Below are 15,788 nucleotides of genomic sequence, written 5' to 3' on the forward strand. Positions count from 1 at the left end.
CAGCGCCGGGCAGGCGCCTGGTCCCGCGTCCCGCCCCGCCGCCCCCGTGCGGCCGTTCCCCCGTCCGATTGGGGTCAGCTCTCGCCGCCCCGCCCGGTGCCGCCCTTCTCCTCGTCCTGCTCGGCGAGGATGAGATACAGCCGCTTGCGCGACTCATTGATCACGGAGACGGCCTTCTGCCGCTGCTCCGCGCTGCCGGTGCGCCAGACCTGGGAGAACGCCTCCATCAGCCCGAAGCCGGCCTGGCGGACCTCCTGCATGGCCTCCCAGTCGATACCGCGCCCGGCCTCCTCCCACGGGGCCGCGGGCCCCGCGTCGGCCTCGGTGCGGCCGGTGTCGGTGAGCGCGAAGAGCTTCTTGCCGCCCTCGCTCTCGCTGCCGATCAGCCCCTCGTCCTCGAGCAACTGAAGCGTGGGATACACCGAGCCGGGGCTGGGCCGCCAGGCTCCGCCGCTGCGCTCGGCGATCTCCTGAATCATCTCGTAGCCGTGCATCGGGCGGTCCTTCAGCAGGGCCAGGATCGAGGCGCGCACATCGCCGCGCCGCGCCCGCCCACGCGGCCCTCGGCCACCGGGTCCGCCGCGGCCACGGCCGCCGAACGGGGGCCCGCCGAAGGGGCCTTCGAAACCGGGGCCGAACGGGCCGAATGCCGCGCGCCGCCCCTCACCCTCACCCCGGCCGCGGTGGCCGGGTCCGCGGTGTTCACGTCCATGTCCTTGGGAACGCATCGTGACGCTCCTTTCTATCGTCGATCCATCACGACACTTCAACGATATATCGGAACCGATCGGATGCCAACCCCTTTGGCTCGCCGATGCCGCCCCGCGCGCGCACCCGCCGACCCCGACCGCCGCTCCCCGCGAGGTGCCACCCGCGGGTGATTGGCCATGGCTGCCCCGCCGCCCGCCGCCTACGGTCGGCGCTATGCGGATACGTATCGTCGACGCGTTCACCGAGCGCCCCTTCGCCGGCAACCCGGCCGGGGTCGTCCTCCTCGACACCGACGCCTTCCCGGACGACGGCTGGCTCCAGCGGGTCGCCTCGGAGGTCAACCTGGCCGAGACCGCCTTCGCCCACCCGCTCCCCGAGGCCGCGGAGGCGGACTGGGCGCTGCGCTGGTTCACCCCTGTCACCGAGGCGCCCATGTGCGGCCACGCCACGCTCGCCACCACCCATGTCCTGAAGACCACGGGGGCCGCGACCGGCACGGTCCGCTTCGCCACCCTCAGCGGGGTCCTGTCGGCGACGGCCGACGACGCCGGCTCGATCACGCTGGACTTCCCCACGGCCGCACTGACCGCACTCCCGGCCTCCCAGCAGGCGGCCGAGGTCGCCGGAGCCCTCGGCGCCGAGATCGTGTCCGCCCATCACGCGGGCCCGCATATCGACGATCTGCTGATCGAGCTGGCCGACGAGAAGACCGTGCGCGCCCTGACTCCCGACCTCGCCGCGCTCAAGCGGATCAGCCACCGGGGCGTCATCGCGACCGCGGCCGCCGAGGACCCCACGCGCGGCTACGACTTCGTCTCGCGGATGTTCGCCCCGGCCGTCGGCATCGACGAGGACCCGGTCACCGGCAGCGCGCACACCGCGCTCGCGCCCTACTGGTCCGCCCGGTTCGGCCGCGATGAGCTGACCGGATTGCAGGTGTCCGCGCGCACCGGCCTGGTCCGCACCGTGCTGCGCGGCGACCGTACGCTGCTGACGGGCGGCGCCGTCACCGTCATCGACGGCGAGCTGCTGGCCTGAGACCCCTCGGTCGCGGCGGCGGGTGGGTCAGGCCGTGGGCAGCCAGTCCACCCGCCCCGCCAGCAGGGCGTAGCCGACGAAGGCCACGATGTCGATCAGCGCATGCGCGGCGACCAGCGGCCCGACCCGCCCCCAGCGGCGGTAGAGCAGCACGAAGATCACGCCCATCGCCAGGTTGCCGAAGAAGCCGCCGATCCCCTGGTAGAGGTGGTACGAGCCGCGCAGCACCGAGCTGGCCAGCAGGGCGGCCATCGGGGTCCAGCCCAACTGCCCGAGCCTGCGCAGCAGATAGCCGACCACGATCACCTCCTCCAGCACCGCGTTCTGCACGGCGGAGGCGATCAGTACGGGGATCTTCCACCACACATCGGGCAGCGACTCGGGCACCACCGTCAGATTGCCCCCGGCCGCCCGCGCCCCCAGATACAACAGCAGCCCGGTGCCGCCGATCGCGGCCGCGACCGTGGCGCCCCAGGCCAGGTCGAACCGCGGCCGGTCGCGGTCGAAGCCGATCGCCCGCAGCCCGGTGCCCTCGCGCAGCAGCAGGTGGGCCACGAGCGCGACCGGCACCAGCGCGGTCGAGATGCCGAAGAGCTGCCAGGCGAGATCCAGCCAGGGCCGCCCCGGCGCTGCGGAGGAGTTGAGATTGGCCGTCTGGTCCTTGAGCCCGCCCGGTCTGGTCACCGAGCCGATAAAGCTGATCAGTGCGGACAGCCCGCTCGCGCCGAGGGACAGCGCCAGCACGAGCAGCGTCTCATTGCGCAGCATCCGCCGCGAGAGCCCGCCCTCGACCGGGGCATCCGCGCCCCGCGCCTGTGACCGCACTCCTGTCCCCACTTCCGCTTGTCCGCCTCATCGGGTGCACCCGACCCGCTCACCGGACAATACGGTGTCATGGCCGACGGTGTGGGCGTCACCCGGAGAGATCGGTGGGCCAGGTGTGCACCGGTGCGTCGGTCCGCATCAGGGCGCAGTAGCGGCGGGTCATGGCCGCGAGCGCGGCGTCCCGGTCCAGCCCGCCGGCCAGCGCGCGGTGGTAGGTGGCCGTCTGCCAGGACGCTCCGTTGACCCGCAGCTTGCAGCGCTCCTCGATCACGCCGAGGTAGCGGTCGCGGTCGGCGGGCTCCACGCCCCAGGAGTCGAGGCCGGAGGCGGCGAGCGGCAGCAGTTCCTCGCGGACCAGCCGTACGGCGGAGGTGCGGGCCAGGGAGGCCGAGCGGCCGGATTTGGGCCACTGGAGGACCGCGTCGATGCCGTGCCGGCAGGCCGCGTCGAAGTTGGCGGCGGCGGCCGCGAACGGCAGCCTGGTCCACACCGGGCGGGACTCCTCGGCGAGCGCCCTGACCAGTCCGTAGTAGAAGGCGGCGTTGGCGATGACATCGGTGACGGTGGGCCCCGCCGGGAGCACGCGGTTCTCCACGCGCAGATGCGGCACACCGTCCACGACGTCGTAGACGGGCCGGTTCCAGCGGTAGATCGTGCCGTTGTGCAGCGCCAGTTCCTGGAGCTCGGGCACCCCGCCCTCGTCCAGCACTCGCAACGGGTCCTCGTCCTCGCCGGTAGAGAGCAGCGGCGGAAAATAGCGCAGGTTCTCCTCGAACAGCTCGTAGGCGGAGTCGATCCAGCGCTCGCCGAACCAGGTGCGCGGGCGCGCCCCCTGTGCGGCGATCTCCGGCGGACGCACATCGGTGGCCTGGAGGAACAGCGGCGGCCGGGATTCGCGCCATGCCTCATGGCCGAAGACGAAGGGGGAGTTGGCGCCCATGGCGATCTGGACGGCGGCCACCGCCTGCGCCGCGTTCCACGCGTCCGCGAAGCGCCCCGGGGTGACCTGAAGATGGAGCTGGACGGAAGTGCAGGCCGCCTCGGGGGCGATGGAGGCGCTGGCGTAGGTGAACCGCTCACGGCCCTCGATGTCGATGAGGAAATCCTCGCCGCGGGCGGCCAGCATCTGCTCGTTGAGGAGTTTGTAACGGTCGTCATAGGAGAGGCTCGTGGATCCCAGATCGTCCGCGGCGAGGGTCGGCAGAATTCCGATCATCACGATCTCGGAGGACACTTCCCGCGCCTTGCGATCGGCATATGACAAACCGGTTCGGAGCTCTTCCGAGAGCTGATCGAGAACGCGTCCGCGCAAACGGTGGGGCACGATGTTTACTTCAAGATTGCACTGCCCGAGTTCGGTCTGGAAATCATGACTCCCGATGCGCTCCAGAACCTCCGCGTTCATCATCCTCGGTAGTCCGTCGGCCCCGGCGAGATTCAGCTCGATCTCCAGCCCCATCAGATTCCTCGGGCGGTCGAATCGCTTGTCGGCCAGGAGCCGGCCCAGTCCGTCGAGGCACTGCCGCAACCAGACGCGCTGCCGTCGCCGGCCGGACGGGTCGAACTCACCGGCTATGAGCTTGTCCCCCATCGAAGCGTCCCTCCTCGAGTGGATCATCGGTGCCAGCCGTCTGCACACCACGCTCGATGATGCCCACCAATGTGATCGATAACGCCCCGCGATCCTCACCCAGCCAGTAGGCTCTCCGGAACTGCTCATTGCGCCGGAAAATGGGACCGGCGAGTTCCAGCCTACCGCGCCGGCCGCAAAATGCCAGGTCATATCCGTTCATCTAGCACAGAATCGGGGAAAATCCCCGCCTTCCCGCGGTCTGGATAACCTCTTGTCGGCAATGCGGGCAGCGGCTAGATGAAACACAACGGGAACACTTGTCGTATAAACTCGGCTAACGAGGCAGAGAGATAAGGCCCGAACGGTCTGTTCCGGTTCCCCTCTGACCCGTGTTCCACCGACAGCGCCGCCCAAACCCGGCCCGCTATCGCTTCACCGTGTCTCCAAGCGAGAGGCGACCCACCATGCCGCTGCATGTGCCCCAGGCCCCCGCGCCCGCCCTGCGCAGCGTCCTCACGGCCCTTGACTCCCCCACCGCCGTCCGCGAGGCCCGCACCCCGGTACTCTCCACGCTCACCGGCCCCTTCGAACCCGAACTCCCGCTCCCCGTCCATGTCCTGGACGACATCACCACCGCCGACGGTCCGCCGAGCACCCGGCTCACCGGCTGGCGCTTCCTGATCCGCGACGGCGACCGTACGGTGGCCGCCGCCGAGGCGATGCTCACCGCAGACGGCTGGGCCTTCTCACACTTTTCCGAGGGCCCCTATGTCCGCTCGGCCGAACTCGCCCTGAGCCAGGCCGAGTCGCTGCCCTCGGCGTACCAACCGCGGCTGCTGTCCATCCCCGAGCTCTACATGGTCACGCTCTGGCTGCACGGCGACCTGACGGCATCCGGCGCCGAAGGCGGCCTCGGCGCGGGGGACCTGTTGGTGCCGCTCGCCCCGGCACCACCGGGGATCGCGCCCCACCGGGCGCATCGCGCAACCGATCTGCTGCCGGTTCTCACCCATCGGCTCACCCGGGCTCCCTTGCTTGGCTCACCCGCCTGACCTGGGCCTCCATCAGGTTGGGAGCGCCCCGTGACCGCCGGGTCACGGGGCGCTCCGCAGCATCCTCGTAACAGTCCTGCGGCGATGAACCGTCCGGACGGGTGATGCGTCATTATCTAGCGAGACCGGTACCGCGAAATCCCTGCGGATTCCAGGCCGCAGGGCAACACTGGAGCAATCGACCGACTCAAAACTACGGGGGGCGGCCATGAACGCCGCAGCGAGCCGCAGGACATTCACCACTCCGCAGCGAAAGAACCCTGTCATGTGCCAGCATCAACCACCCTGCCCGTCAGCCGACTCCGCCGACCGGGAGGCCGCCCATCTGGTGGCGCACCATCCGGAGCAGGGATGGAGCCTGCTGTGCAATGGCGTCCTGCTCTTCGAGGACACCGGTGAGCTGCTGCCGGACGGGCGCGTCATCGCACCGTGCCGGCCGCGGGGTTCCGAGCACATCGTCACCGCGGCCTGACCGCCGCACACGCCGTCACCACGGTCTGATCCACCGTCGACGGCACGTACCCGCAGGGGCCGGCCCGGCGTATCCGCCGCACCGGCCCCATTGACGCGTTTGCCGCATTTGCCGAGGGGAAACCCCTCAGCTCTCGTAGGACTCCAGCGGCGGGCAGGAGCAGACGAGGTTACGGTCCCCGTAGGCCCCGTCGATCCGCCGCACCGGCGGCCAGTACTTGTCGGCCGCCGAGACCCCGGCCGGGAAGACCGCTTCCTCCCGGGAGTACGGGCGGTCCCACTCCCCGGTCAGCGACGCCGCCGTATGCGGGGCGTTCCGCAGCGGGTTGTCCTCCTTGGCCCACTCGCCGGAGCCGACCTTCTCGATCTCGGCCCGGATGGCGATCATCGCCTGGCAGAACCGATCCAGCTCCGCCAGATCCTCGCTCTCGGTCGGCTCGATCATCAGCGTCCCCGCGACCGGGAACGACATCGTGGGCGCGTGGAAGCCGTAGTCGATCAGGCGCTTGGCCACATCGTCGACCGTCACGCCGGTGGCCTTCGTCAGCGGCCGCAGATCCACGATGCACTCATGGGCCACCAGGCCGCCGGGGCCGGTGTAGAGCACCGGGTAGTGCGGCTCGAGACGCTTGGCGACATAGTTGGCGCCGAGCACCGCGACCTGGGTGGCGCGGCGCAGCCCCTCGGCGCCCATCAGCCGGATGTACGCCCAGGAGATCGGCAGGATCCCCGCCGAGCCCCACGGTGCGGCCGAGACCGGGCCGACGCCGGTGGCCGGGCCCGCGGCGGGCTGGAGCGGATGGTTGGGGAGGTAGGGCGCCAGGTGCTCGCGCACCGCGACCGGGCCGACGCCGGGGCCGCCGCCGCCGTGCGGGATGCAGAAGGTCTTGTGCAGGTTCAGATGCGAGACATCGCCGCCGAACCGGCCCGGCTCGGCGAGCCCGACCAGCGCGTTGAGGTTGGCGCCGTCCACGTAGACCTGGCCGCCCGCGTCATGCACGGCCGCGCAGATCTCGGTGATGTGCCCCTCGAACACTCCGTGGGTGGAGGGGTAGGTGACCATCAGCACGGCCAGTTCGGCACCATGCTTCTCGATCTTGGCGCGCAGGTCGCCGGTGTCGATCTCGCCGTCCTCACCGGTCTTGACCACGACGACCTTCATACCGGCCATCACGGCACTGGCGGCGTTGGTGCCGTGCGCCGAGGACGGGATCAGGCAGACGGTGCGCTGGGGGTCCCCGTTGGCCCGGTGGTACGCGCGCACCGCGAGCAGTCCGGCCAGCTCGCCCTGGGATCCGGCGTTCGGCTGCAAGGAGACCTTGTCATAGCCGGTGACCTCGGCCAGCCGCTCCTCCAGCTCACGGATCAGGGTCAGATAGCCCTGGGCCTGCTCGGCCGGTGCGAAGGGGTGCAGCGCGCCGAACTCGGGCCAGGTGACCGGCTCCATCTCGGTGGTCGCGTTGAGCTTCATGGTGCAGGAGCCGAGCGGGATCATGCCCCGGTCCAGGGCGTAGTCCCGGTCGGCCAGCCGCCGCAGATAGCGCAGCATGGCCGTCTCGGAGCGGTGCTGGTGGAAGACCGGGTGGGCCAGATAGCCGTCGTGGCGCAGCAGGGCCGCGGGCAGCGCGTCCGGCGCCGCGGCGTCCAGCTCGTCGATGCCGGGGATCCCGGCGGCGTCGCCGTTTCCGCCGTCCACCCCGAAGGCGGACCACACGGCGGCGAGCTGCGCACGGGCGGTGGTCTCGTCGCAGGCGATGCCGACGTGGTCGGCGTCGGTCAGCCGCAGGTTGACCCCGGCCTCCCGGCCCGCGGCGACGACCTCGGCGGCCCGGCCCGGCACCCGCGCGGTGAGGGTGTCGAAGAACGCGCCGTGCACCACCTCGACCCCGCCGGCCCGCAGCCCCTCGGCGAGCACGGAGGCGTAGCGGTGGGTGCGGCGGGCGATCGCGGCGAGCCCGTCCGGGCCGTGGTAGACGGCGTACATCCCGGCCATCACGGCCAGCAGCACCTGGGCGGTGCAGATGTTGCTGGTGGCCTTCTCCCGGCGGATGTGCTGCTCACGGGTCTGAAGCGCCAGCCGGTACGCCTTGTCGCCGTCGGCGTCCACGGAGACCCCGACCAGCCGGCCGGGAAGGCTGCGGGCGTAGGCGTCGCGCACCGCCATGAAGCCGGCGTGCGGTCCGCCGAAGCCCATCGGGACGCCGAATCGCTGGCTGTTGCCCACCGCGATGTCCGCGCCCAGCTCACCGGGCGAGGTGAGCAGGGTCAGCGCGAGCAGATCGGCGGCGACGGTGACGACGGCGCCCAGCTCATGGGCGCGCTCGATGACCGGGCGCGGATCGCGCACCACGCCGGAGGCACCCGGGTACTGCACCAGCACGCCGAAGACCCCGCGCTCGGCGATCTCGTCCGGAATGCCCTCGGCCAGATCGGCGACGACGACCTCGACACCGGTCGGCTCGGCGCGGGTCCGCAGGACCGCGACGGTCTGCGGCAGACAGTCGGTGTCGACCAGGAAGACACCGTCCTTGACCTTGCCGACGCGCCGCGACAGCGCCATCGCCTCGGCGGCCGCGGTGGCCTCGTCCAGCAGTGAGGAACCGGCCGTGGGCAGCCCGGTCAGATCGGCGACGACCGTCTGGAAGTTGAGCAGGGCCTCGAGCCGGCCCTGGGAGATCTCCGGCTGATAGGGCGTGTACGCGGTGTACCAGGCGGGGTTCTCCAGCACATTGCGCAGGATCACCGGCGGGGTGTGGGTGCCGTAGTAGCCGAGGCCGATCATCGACGGCAGCACCTGGTTGCGGTCGGCGAGTCCGCGCAGCTCGGCGATGACCTCCGGCTCGCTGCGGGCCGGAGGCAGCGCGTCCAGCGCCTTGGTGCTCTTTATGACATCCGGTACGGCGGCCTCGGTCAGCTCGTCCAGCGAGCCGAAACCGACGTGGGCGAGCATCTTGGCCTGCGCCTCGCCGTCGGGGCCGATATGGCGCTGCTCGAACGGAGTACCGCGTTCCAAGTCGGAGAGTGCGATGCGATTGGCGGTCATCTGCGGGGGCCTCCTGGTCTGTAACGACCGGCGAGGGGCACCGCGGCGCGGGTGCCCGGACGGCCTCCCCCTCTGTCATCTCAACCTGAGAGCTTCACCGGTCCACATACCGCCTGACCGGTTTTCACCGTCGGTGAGGAGGGGTTCCGGAGCTCTGCTCGCCCGTAGCCCGCCCTGCTTTCCAGAGTGACCTCACCCGCACGGTACGTGTGCCTGAGAGATTCCGGGGAGGGTTTGCTCCTTCGGCGCCTCCGACAGCGTCGGCGGAGGACTCTCCCGCGCGGGGTTTGCAGCCACAGTCAGCGTACCAGCGGTTCTACCGTGGGGGACGGTCGCCGGCGTTCGAGTGGCCGAGCGCGGCGATGTGGCTTTTTGTAGGTATCAATGGCCAATTGCCACCAGTGGGAGAGAGCGTGCAGACCGATATCGACCCGCGGACCCTGATCGGCCGCAAGGCATTCGACCGCGAGGGCTCCAAGATCGGCACCGTGGACGAGGTCTATCTCGACGACGCGACCGGCGAGCCCGAATGGGCGGCGGTACGCACCGGGCTGTTCAGCCGGGACGTCTTCGTACCGCTCGAACCGAGCGAGGTCGTCGGCGACACCCTGCGGGTGCCGTACGACCGGGCGCTGATCAAGGACGCCCCCGACTTCGGCGTCGGCCGCCACCTCTCCCCCGAGCAGGAGTTGCAGCTCTACCACCACTACGGACTGGACGTCACCGGCTGAGAATGGCCCTGCATGCGGCCGGGGGGCGGGGCTTGCGTGTGGGCCGGGGCCTGCTCGTGCCCCGGTGCCTGCCCGCGACCCGGGACCTCGCCGTGACCCGGGAGCTGGCCGTGGCCCGGGCCGCGGCCCTGCATCTGGCCTGGGGCCCGGCCCTGCTCACGGCCCCGGGCCTGCCCCCGCTCGGGTGCGCCGCCCGGTCGCGGGGGCTGTCCATCCACGCCCGCGGCCTGGCCGCCCTGTCTCGCGGCCAGATCATCCGGGCCCTCGGTCCGCTCTGGATCCGGGGCTATGGGCTCCCCCGGGCTCAGGCCCGTTGTCCCCTCCCGGCCCGTGGCCCCGTCCGGGGCCCGATCCAAAACCGCCTCCGAGACCACGTCGGCGCCCAGGCCCGCGGCGTCCGCCGGGATCGAGCCCGCGGCCTCCCCCACGGCTGAGTCCAAGTCCTCGTCCGGTCCCGGGCCCACGTCCGGAGCCCCGCCCGCGTCCGAGCCCGCGACCTCCTCCGGGACCACGTCCAGGTCCGGGATCGCGACCGCCTCCCCGGCCACGTCCGGGACCGACCCCGCGACGTCCTCCGGGACTGCGTCCAGGTCCGGCTCCCGTTCCGAAACCGCCTCCCGGGCTACGCCCGGGCCCGCGGCCTCCTCGAAGCCCAGACCCGGGTCCGTGAACCCCTCCCGGACCACATCGGGGTCCGGGCTCACGGTGGGCTCATGGTCCTTCTCCGGGCCCAAGTCCGGGTTCGTGACCGCCTCCCCGGCCACGTCCAGGCGCGGGCTCGCGACGTCCTCCGGGACCGATCCCGCGACCTCCCCCGCGACCGGGTTCACGGCCGCGTTCGGGGCCAGATGCGCGTCCGGGCCCGAGTCCACGTCCACTGCCCCGTCCACGTCCGGAGCCCCGCCCGCGTCCGGGCTCGCGGCGTCGTCCGGGACCACGTCCACGCCCGAGGTCCCGTCCTCGTCAGGTCGTAGCAGGGGCAGTGGTTCGGCGGGTTCCAGGGCCGGGTCGTCTACGGCGAACGTCCGCACCCGCCCCGGCCGCGACCACGGCTCCTCGAAGCGCACGGTCACCCGGCCCACCCCGCTCCCCTGCACCCAGCCCGCCCCGTACTCGGCGTGCCGCACATCGGAGCCCGGCATCCAGCGTCGCGGCTTCCCAGCGTCCTCAGGAGCCTCTCCCGCGCCCTCTGCCACAGACTCCGGCCTCTCGGGGCCCGGCGCGCTCCGGGCGTCCCCCAGCGCCTCATGGGCCGCTTGTGCGGCCTGTGCGGCCTGTGCGGCCTGCGCCGCCTGCGCCGCCTGCGCGAAGAGATCCTCCTGGGTGAAGTCCGCCAGCCCGCTGACCCCGACCCCCAGCAGCCGCACACCCGCCGTGGTGTCCACACCGTCGATCAGCCGCGCCGCGGCCTCCCGCACCACCCCGGGATCGTCGGTCGGCCCGCGCAGGGTCTCCGAACGGGTCAGCGTGGAGAAGTCGTACCGCCGCACCTTGATCACGACCGTCCGCCCCGAGCGGCCCGCCTCGCGCAGCCGCCGTACACAGCGGTCGGCGAGCCGTGCGATCTCCAACTGCACCCGGGTGCGGTCGGTGAGGTCGACGTCGAAGGTGTCCTCCACCGAGATGGACTTGGCGTCCCGCTCGGCGACGACGGGCCGCTCGTCCCGGCCCTCGGCCATCAGGAACAGCGATGCGCCGTGGGCCCGGCCCAGCAGCCGCACCAGCTCGGCCTCGCCCGCCTCCCGCGTCTCGGCCACGGTGTGGATCCCGGCCCGGCGCAGCGTCTCCGCGGTAGCGGGGCCGACACCCGGGAGGGTCCGCACCGACATGGGGCCGAGCAGCTCACGCTCCGTCCCGGGGTCGATGACCACCAGGCCATCGGGCTTGGCCTGCTCCGAAGCGATCTTGGCGAGCATCTTGGATCCGGCGAGCCCCACCGAGCCGGTCAGCCCGGTGACCGCCCTGATGTCGGCCCGCAGCCGCTCCCCCACCGCGCGGGCCGCCCCCACGGTGGGCTCCGTGCCGCCCGCCTCCAGATCGACGAACGCCTCGTCCAGACTGAGCGGCTCCACCAGGGGCGAGAGCGTGTGCAGGAGCGTCATCACCGCATCGCTCACCGAGCGGTAGAGGGTGAAGCGGGGGATGAGGAACGCCGCGTTCGGACACAGGCGGCGGGCCTGGGCCATCGCCATGGCCGAGTGCACCCCGAACACCCGGGCCTCGTAGGAGGCCGTGGCGACCACGCCACGCGGCCCCAGACCCCCCACGATCACCGGCTTACCGCGCAGGCTGGGCTTGGATGCCTGCTCCGCCGAGGCGTAGAAGGCATCCATGTCCAGATGGAGAATCGTCGGCGCACCCCTCACACCTACGATGCTGCCGCACACCACTGACAATGGGCGGCACGACGGTCCGAAGGCGGGCGCAGGGCGCCGCTCGGCTCGCGGGCCGGGCGGCGCCTGAGGAAGGGGCGAGCGCTCAACCGGCCCGGTTGCGACGCGCCGCGAGCTCATCCGTGGGGTTGGGCCGGATCAGCGTCTCCCCGGTGTCCACCCGCTCGCCGTGCAGTTGGGACAGCGCGCTCTCGACATCCCGCCAGACGACGCCCACGGCGATCCCGAAGACACCCTGACCGCCCTGGAGGAGGTCCACGACCTCATCGGGCGAGGTGCACTCGTAGACCGTCGCGCCGTCGCTCATCAGCGTCATCTGGGCCAGGTCGTCGAGCTCCCGGGTGCGCAGATGGGTCACCGCCGCCCGGATGTTCTGAAGCGATACGCCGGTGTCCAGCAGCCGCTTCACGATCTTGAGGACGACCACGTCCCGGAAGCTGTAGAGCCGCTGGCTGCCCGAGCCGTACGCGGGCCGGACGCTCGGCTCCACCAGCCCGGTGCGGGCCCAGTAGTCGAGCTGGCGGTAGGTGATGCCCGCGGCCGCGCATGCGGTCGGTCCGCGGTATCCGACCCGCTCCGTCTCCCCCGCGGCCGGCTCACGCGGCGGTGCTGCCTGTGCCGCGACCCGAGCCTTCAACGCCGGATCGGCCGGTGCGCTCCCCTGGAGCGTATACGGACCGCCGGCTGCCGTGCCGTCGCCGGTGCTTCTCACGCCGACCTCCGTCCTCGACCTGCCATCTTGAAGGTAGGCAGTCACCCGGGGTGCGTCAACGATCGCCACACTCGGCACGCCGAGTGATAATCACCCTAAGGGTGGTTTCCCGTGTCCCTCGTCCGGGAAAGGCTACTCGAATGCGCGAGCGAGGACCGGCATATCGTTCACTGGCTGCTGGTTCCGAAGTCCTCGGGCGAGATCTGGTCGAGGAACTCGCGGAACTTCTCCACCTCGTCCTCCTGCTCGTCCGGGATCGCGATACCGGCGTCGTCCAGCACGCCGTCGCTGCCGTAGATCGGCGTTCCGGTGCGCAGCGCGAGCGCTATGGCGTCGGACGGCCGGGCACTGACCTCCACGCCGCTGGCGAAGACCAGCTCCGCGTAGAAGACCCCCTCGCGCAGATCCGTGATCCGGACCTCCGTGAGCTGCTGGCCGACCGCTTCGAGTACGTCCTTGAAAAGGTCATGGGTCAGCGGGCGCGCCGGAGCCATGCCCTGCTGAGCGAAGGCGATCGCGGTCGCCTCACCTGGTCCGATCCAGATGGGGAGGTACCGGTCGCCTCCCACTTCACGCAGGAGCACGATCGGTTGGTTGGAGGGCATTTCCACCCGGACACCCACGACGTCGAGCTCGTTCACACAGCAACCCTAGGACGTGCCCGGCCGGTTTGGATAGTCGGGGCCCGGTCGGTCACCGGTCCTGGACCCTCAGAGCCGACCGCACCAGGGCCCCGTGTAGCTCCACGGAGAGCGTGGCGAGCTCCCGCACACTGGCCTCCGCATGGGCTCTGGTCTGCGGGTTTCTATGCAGCCGCAGCGGAGCGACCACCTGCTCGACCATTCCGGCCTCGCGCTCGGCGGAGGCTTTCATGATTCGCAGATGACGTGGTTCCAGGCCGAAACGACCGAGTTCTGCGATGAGCCGGGCGACGGTCACCGCCTCGATGTCGTACCCGCCGTCCGCGCTCGGCGCGAGCAGCCCGTACGACTCCCATTCGGCCAGCAGCACCTCGCTGACCTCGGCTGTTGCCAGCAGCTCGGCACGGCCCAGCCGGGCGGCCGTGGGGCCGTCCGCGGCCGCGCCGATACCGCCGTCGACCACACCGGGCTGCCGCGCTCCCTGCGAAACGGCAGGAAGCTGCAACGGCTCGCCCCGCTCCAGGGCGTCCAGATGCTCCCGGATGACCTTGAGCGGCAGGTAGTGGTCACGCTGCATCCGGAGGATATGGCCGAGCCGCTCCACATCCCGCCGGCTGAATTTGCGATAGCCGGAGGGCGTCCGCCGCGGCTCGACCAGACCTTCCGACTCCAAGAAGCGGATCTTGGAGATGGTGACCTCGGGGAACTCGTCCCGCAACAGATTCAGCACGGTGCCGATGCTCATCGACCGGCTGCCCGTGGGGGCGGTGCCGGTACCGGCACCGCCCGACGGTGTCTGAAGCATGGACCCCTCCCCTGACGGGTCAGATGCCGACGCCCCGCTGGCTCGGGTAGAAGACCAGCCGGTACTTACCGATCTGCACCTCGTCGCCGCTGGTCAGCACCACCGGCGCATCGATCTGCTCCCGGTTGAGATACGTCCCGTTGAGGCTGCCGACGTCCGAGACGGTGAAGCTGCCGTCCTGGCCGCGCCGGAACTCCACATGGCGGCGGGAGACCGTCACATCGTCCAGGAAGATGTCGCTCTGCGGGTGACGGCCCGCCGTGGTGATATCACTGTCGAGCAGGAAGCGGCTGCCCGAGTTCGGCCCGCGCCGGACCACCAGCAGCGCCGATCCCATCGGCAGCGCCTCGACGGCGGCCTGCGCCTCCGGGCTGAGCGACGGCAGCGGCGTCTGCCCGGTCACCTCGGAGTCGTACGCCTCGAGACCCGAGATCGAAATGGTGGAGGTGGTCTCCGAGGCGCGCTCGGAGGGCGCGCCGCCCCGCAGCGGGGCGCCGCAATTGGAGCAGAACCGGCTGGCCTCCGCATTCCGGTGGCCGCACCGCTGACAGACAGGCAAGCCGAACCCTCCACCACTCTGAGCGGCCGATGGCTCCTGGAAACCTATGGGGCCGGTCGCGGAGGGGTCAACAGACGCGCCCTGCGCGCCGACCTGGTCCCGGAACAGAGGGCGCTCCTCGGTCCCCCCGCCGCTCTCCTCCCCGGCACGCGAGGCGCGGTGGCGAGCGGTGCTGCTGCCGCCATCCTGGCGGGCACTCTTGCCGAACAACTTCCCGAACAACTTCACGGGCGATTCCCCTTGACTGAAACAGACCCGCCCGTGGGGCAGGACAAACCCTCGATGCACACACCAGACGGTCCGGACATCCTCACAACGTCCGTGACCACCAGACAGTTTCCATCACGCGCGGATCTTCTGGTGCGTTGACCCCCCGCGTCCACATGGTCTCCCCGAGAGACCCTCATTTCGAACCGCCTCACCGTGATGACGACCGAGCGTAGTCAGGCCGCTTCGCCGATCGCAAGGCATCCACAACGATCTTCTTCTCCCGCCGCACGGACACAGTGGCCTGCTCCTTCTCCAGGCTCTGCACCACCCCGCCGGGGATGTTCAGCGCCGGCTCCAGATCTTCCGGCTTGCCGATCACCTTCACAACATACGGTTGCGTCACTTTCTGTCCATCGATCTGGATCGCGCCGCCGCTGTCCGCGAAGTAGGTGCCGGCGACCACCCGCACCTTGCCGATCTGGATCGCCTCGGCGCCCGCCGCGCGCAGCTCCTGCACCGTGTCGAGCAGCATGTCCGACTCCACGGAGCCCCGGGAGTCGTCGATCGTGATCGTGATGCCGGGACCCTGTGCTGCCACCGTACCCGCGAGCACGCCGAGCTGCTGCTCCTTCTGGAGCGTCTGCTTGCGGGCCTCCTCGGCCTGGTCCGAGCTGTTCTCCAGCTCGGTGCGCTGGTTCTCCAGCCGGCGCTTCTCGTCCTGGAGCCGCTGGGTGCGGGAGTCCAGCTCGTCGAGGATCCGGACCAGGTCCTCCTGCCGGGCGCCGCGCAGCACGCTGTTCTCGTTGGTCGAGCGCACCTGGATGGCGAGGCCCAGGCCGAGGCCGAAGAGCAGCAGCGCGACGATGAGCTGCGCACGGGTCAGCCGCGGCGGCCATACGCCCTTCAGCAGCCGCTGGCGGCCGGTCTGGGCCTCTTCCGGCCTCTGCCCGGCGCCAGGCCCGCCCGGCCCGTCTCCGGGGCCGGGGGCGGGCCCCACACGCTCTCCGGGGCCGCTCCCGGGCCC

The 15,788-nt window shown here is 71.1% G+C and carries 15 protein-coding genes and 2 riboswitches; of the genes, 4 read left to right on the forward strand and 11 right to left on the reverse strand.

What is annotated here, in order from left to right:
- Positions 1–74: 74 nt before the first annotated feature.
- On the reverse strand, positions 75–728 hold the full coding sequence (locus KN815_RS32130; protein ID WP_216345379.1) for a PadR family transcriptional regulator: 654 nt from the start codon (positions 726–728) through the stop codon (positions 75–77).
- Positions 729–924: 196 nt separating this feature from the next.
- On the opposite strand from KN815_RS32130, the gene KN815_RS32135 reads away from it, so the two are divergent.
- A complete protein-coding gene (locus tag KN815_RS32135; protein ID WP_216345380.1) occupies positions 925–1,749 on the forward strand; it encodes a PhzF family phenazine biosynthesis protein in 825 nt (274 codons plus the stop codon).
- 27 nt (positions 1,750–1,776) lie between these two features.
- Here the strand turns inward: KN815_RS32135 and KN815_RS32140 are convergent, their stop codons facing one another.
- From KN815_RS32140 to KN815_RS32150, 3 genes are all read right to left on the reverse strand, one after another.
- Complete coding sequence (locus tag KN815_RS32140) at positions 1,777–2,517, reverse strand: CPBP family intramembrane glutamic endopeptidase (protein WP_216345388.1); 741 nt, start codon at positions 2,515–2,517, stop codon at positions 1,777–1,779.
- Between the two features lie 145 nt (positions 2,518–2,662).
- Positions 2,663–4,165 carry a glutamate-cysteine ligase family protein gene (locus KN815_RS32145; protein ID WP_216345381.1) on the reverse strand — a complete coding sequence of 501 codons (1,503 nt, stop codon included), beginning with the start codon at positions 4,163–4,165 and terminating at the stop codon, positions 2,663–2,665.
- Positions 4,140–4,367 carry a hypothetical protein gene (locus tag KN815_RS32150; RefSeq protein WP_216345382.1) on the reverse strand — a complete coding sequence of 76 codons (228 nt, stop codon included), beginning with the start codon at positions 4,365–4,367 and terminating at the stop codon, positions 4,140–4,142. Before KN815_RS32150 ends, KN815_RS32145 begins: the two co-directional genes overlap by 26 nt.
- A 244-nt stretch (positions 4,368–4,611) precedes the next feature.
- Here KN815_RS32150 and KN815_RS32155 point away from each other — a divergent pair, with 244 nt between their 5' ends.
- Positions 4,612–5,199 (forward strand): hypothetical protein, encoded by a 588-nt coding sequence (locus tag KN815_RS32155; RefSeq protein ID WP_216345383.1) that lies wholly within the window; start codon positions 4,612–4,614, stop codon positions 5,197–5,199.
- A 265-nt stretch (positions 5,200–5,464) separates the two neighbouring features.
- The gene (locus KN815_RS32160) at positions 5,465–5,671 is read left to right on the forward strand and encodes a DUF5999 family protein (RefSeq protein ID WP_043236576.1); all 207 of its coding nucleotides are present in this window, start codon (positions 5,465–5,467) and stop codon (positions 5,669–5,671) included.
- Positions 5,672–5,797: 126 nt separating this feature from the next.
- Here the strand turns inward: KN815_RS32160 and gcvP are convergent, their stop codons facing one another.
- Complete coding sequence (gene gcvP, locus KN815_RS32165) at positions 5,798–8,713, reverse strand: aminomethyl-transferring glycine dehydrogenase (protein ID WP_216345384.1); 2,916 nt, start codon at positions 8,711–8,713, stop codon at positions 5,798–5,800.
- 65 nt (positions 8,714–8,778) lie between these two features.
- Positions 8,779–8,903, reverse strand: a riboswitch (glycine riboswitch).
- 1 nt (position 8,904) lies between these two features.
- Positions 8,905–9,002: riboswitch (glycine riboswitch) on the reverse strand.
- A gap of 124 nt (positions 9,003–9,126) precedes the next feature.
- Here gcvP and KN815_RS32170 point away from each other — a divergent pair.
- Positions 9,127–9,444, forward strand: coding sequence for a PRC-barrel domain-containing protein (locus KN815_RS32170; protein WP_014058681.1), 318 nt, complete (start codon positions 9,127–9,129; stop codon positions 9,442–9,444).
- Here the strand turns inward: KN815_RS32170 and KN815_RS50905 are convergent.
- The 6 genes from KN815_RS50905 to KN815_RS32200 form a co-directional block, all read right to left on the reverse strand.
- On the reverse strand, positions 9,420–11,810 hold the full coding sequence (locus tag KN815_RS50905; protein WP_253209367.1) for a DNA polymerase IV: 2,391 nt from the start codon (positions 11,808–11,810) through the stop codon (positions 9,420–9,422). The genes KN815_RS32170 and KN815_RS50905 overlap by 25 nt on opposite strands.
- A 112-nt stretch (positions 11,811–11,922) precedes the next feature.
- The gene (locus tag KN815_RS32180; protein ID WP_216345385.1) at positions 11,923–12,549 is read right to left on the reverse strand and encodes a MerR family transcriptional regulator; all 627 of its coding nucleotides are present in this window, start codon (positions 12,547–12,549) and stop codon (positions 11,923–11,925) included.
- Positions 12,550–12,716: 167 nt separating this feature from the next.
- Complete coding sequence (locus KN815_RS32185) at positions 12,717–13,190, reverse strand: bifunctional nuclease family protein (protein ID WP_014058684.1); 474 nt, start codon at positions 13,188–13,190, stop codon at positions 12,717–12,719.
- Between the two features lie 52 nt (positions 13,191–13,242).
- Entirely contained in the window at positions 13,243–13,995 is a 753-nt protein-coding gene (gene ftsR, locus KN815_RS32190) for a transcriptional regulator FtsR (protein ID WP_216345386.1), read from the reverse strand.
- 19 nt (positions 13,996–14,014) lie between these two features.
- Entirely contained in the window at positions 14,015–14,842 is an 828-nt protein-coding gene (locus tag KN815_RS32195) for an FHA domain-containing protein (RefSeq protein ID WP_372458538.1), read from the reverse strand.
- Between the two features lie 130 nt (positions 14,843–14,972).
- Positions 14,973–15,788: DUF881 domain-containing protein (locus KN815_RS32200; protein WP_216345387.1), on the reverse strand; the 816-nt coding region annotated here is incomplete at its 5' end.

The organism is Streptomyces niphimycinicus (assembly GCF_018883605.1).
Lineage (GTDB): Bacteria > Actinomycetota > Actinomycetes > Streptomycetales > Streptomycetaceae > Streptomyces > Streptomyces niphimycinicus.

Bases quoted from the DNA above. Each gene is read 5' to 3' on its own strand.
- KN815_RS32145 (WP_216345381.1), bottom strand. From the start codon at position 4,165: ATGGGGGACAAGCTCATAGCCGGTGAGTTCGACCCGTCCGGCCGGCGA.
- KN815_RS32155 (WP_216345383.1), top strand. From the start codon at position 4,612: ATGCCGCTGCATGTGCCCCAGGCCCCCGCGCCCGCCCTGCGCAGCGTC.
- ftsR (WP_216345386.1), bottom strand. From the start codon at position 13,995: ATGCTTCAGACACCGTCGGGCGGTGCCGGTACCGGCACCGCCCCCACG.
- gcvP (WP_216345384.1), bottom strand. From the start codon at position 8,713: ATGACCGCCAATCGCATCGCACTCTCCGACTTGGAACGCGGTACTCCG.
- KN815_RS32135 (WP_216345380.1), top strand. From the start codon at position 925: ATGCGGATACGTATCGTCGACGCGTTCACCGAGCGCCCCTTCGCCGGC.
- KN815_RS32160 (WP_043236576.1), top strand. From the start codon at position 5,465: ATGTGCCAGCATCAACCACCCTGCCCGTCAGCCGACTCCGCCGACCGG.
- KN815_RS32140 (WP_216345388.1), bottom strand. From the start codon at position 2,517: ATGCTGCGCAATGAGACGCTGCTCGTGCTGGCGCTGTCCCTCGGCGCG.
- KN815_RS32130 (WP_216345379.1), bottom strand. From the start codon at position 728: ATGCGTTCCCAAGGACATGGACGTGAACACCGCGGACCCGGCCACCGC.
- KN815_RS32150 (WP_216345382.1), bottom strand. From the start codon at position 4,367: ATGAACGGATATGACCTGGCATTTTGCGGCCGGCGCGGTAGGCTGGAA.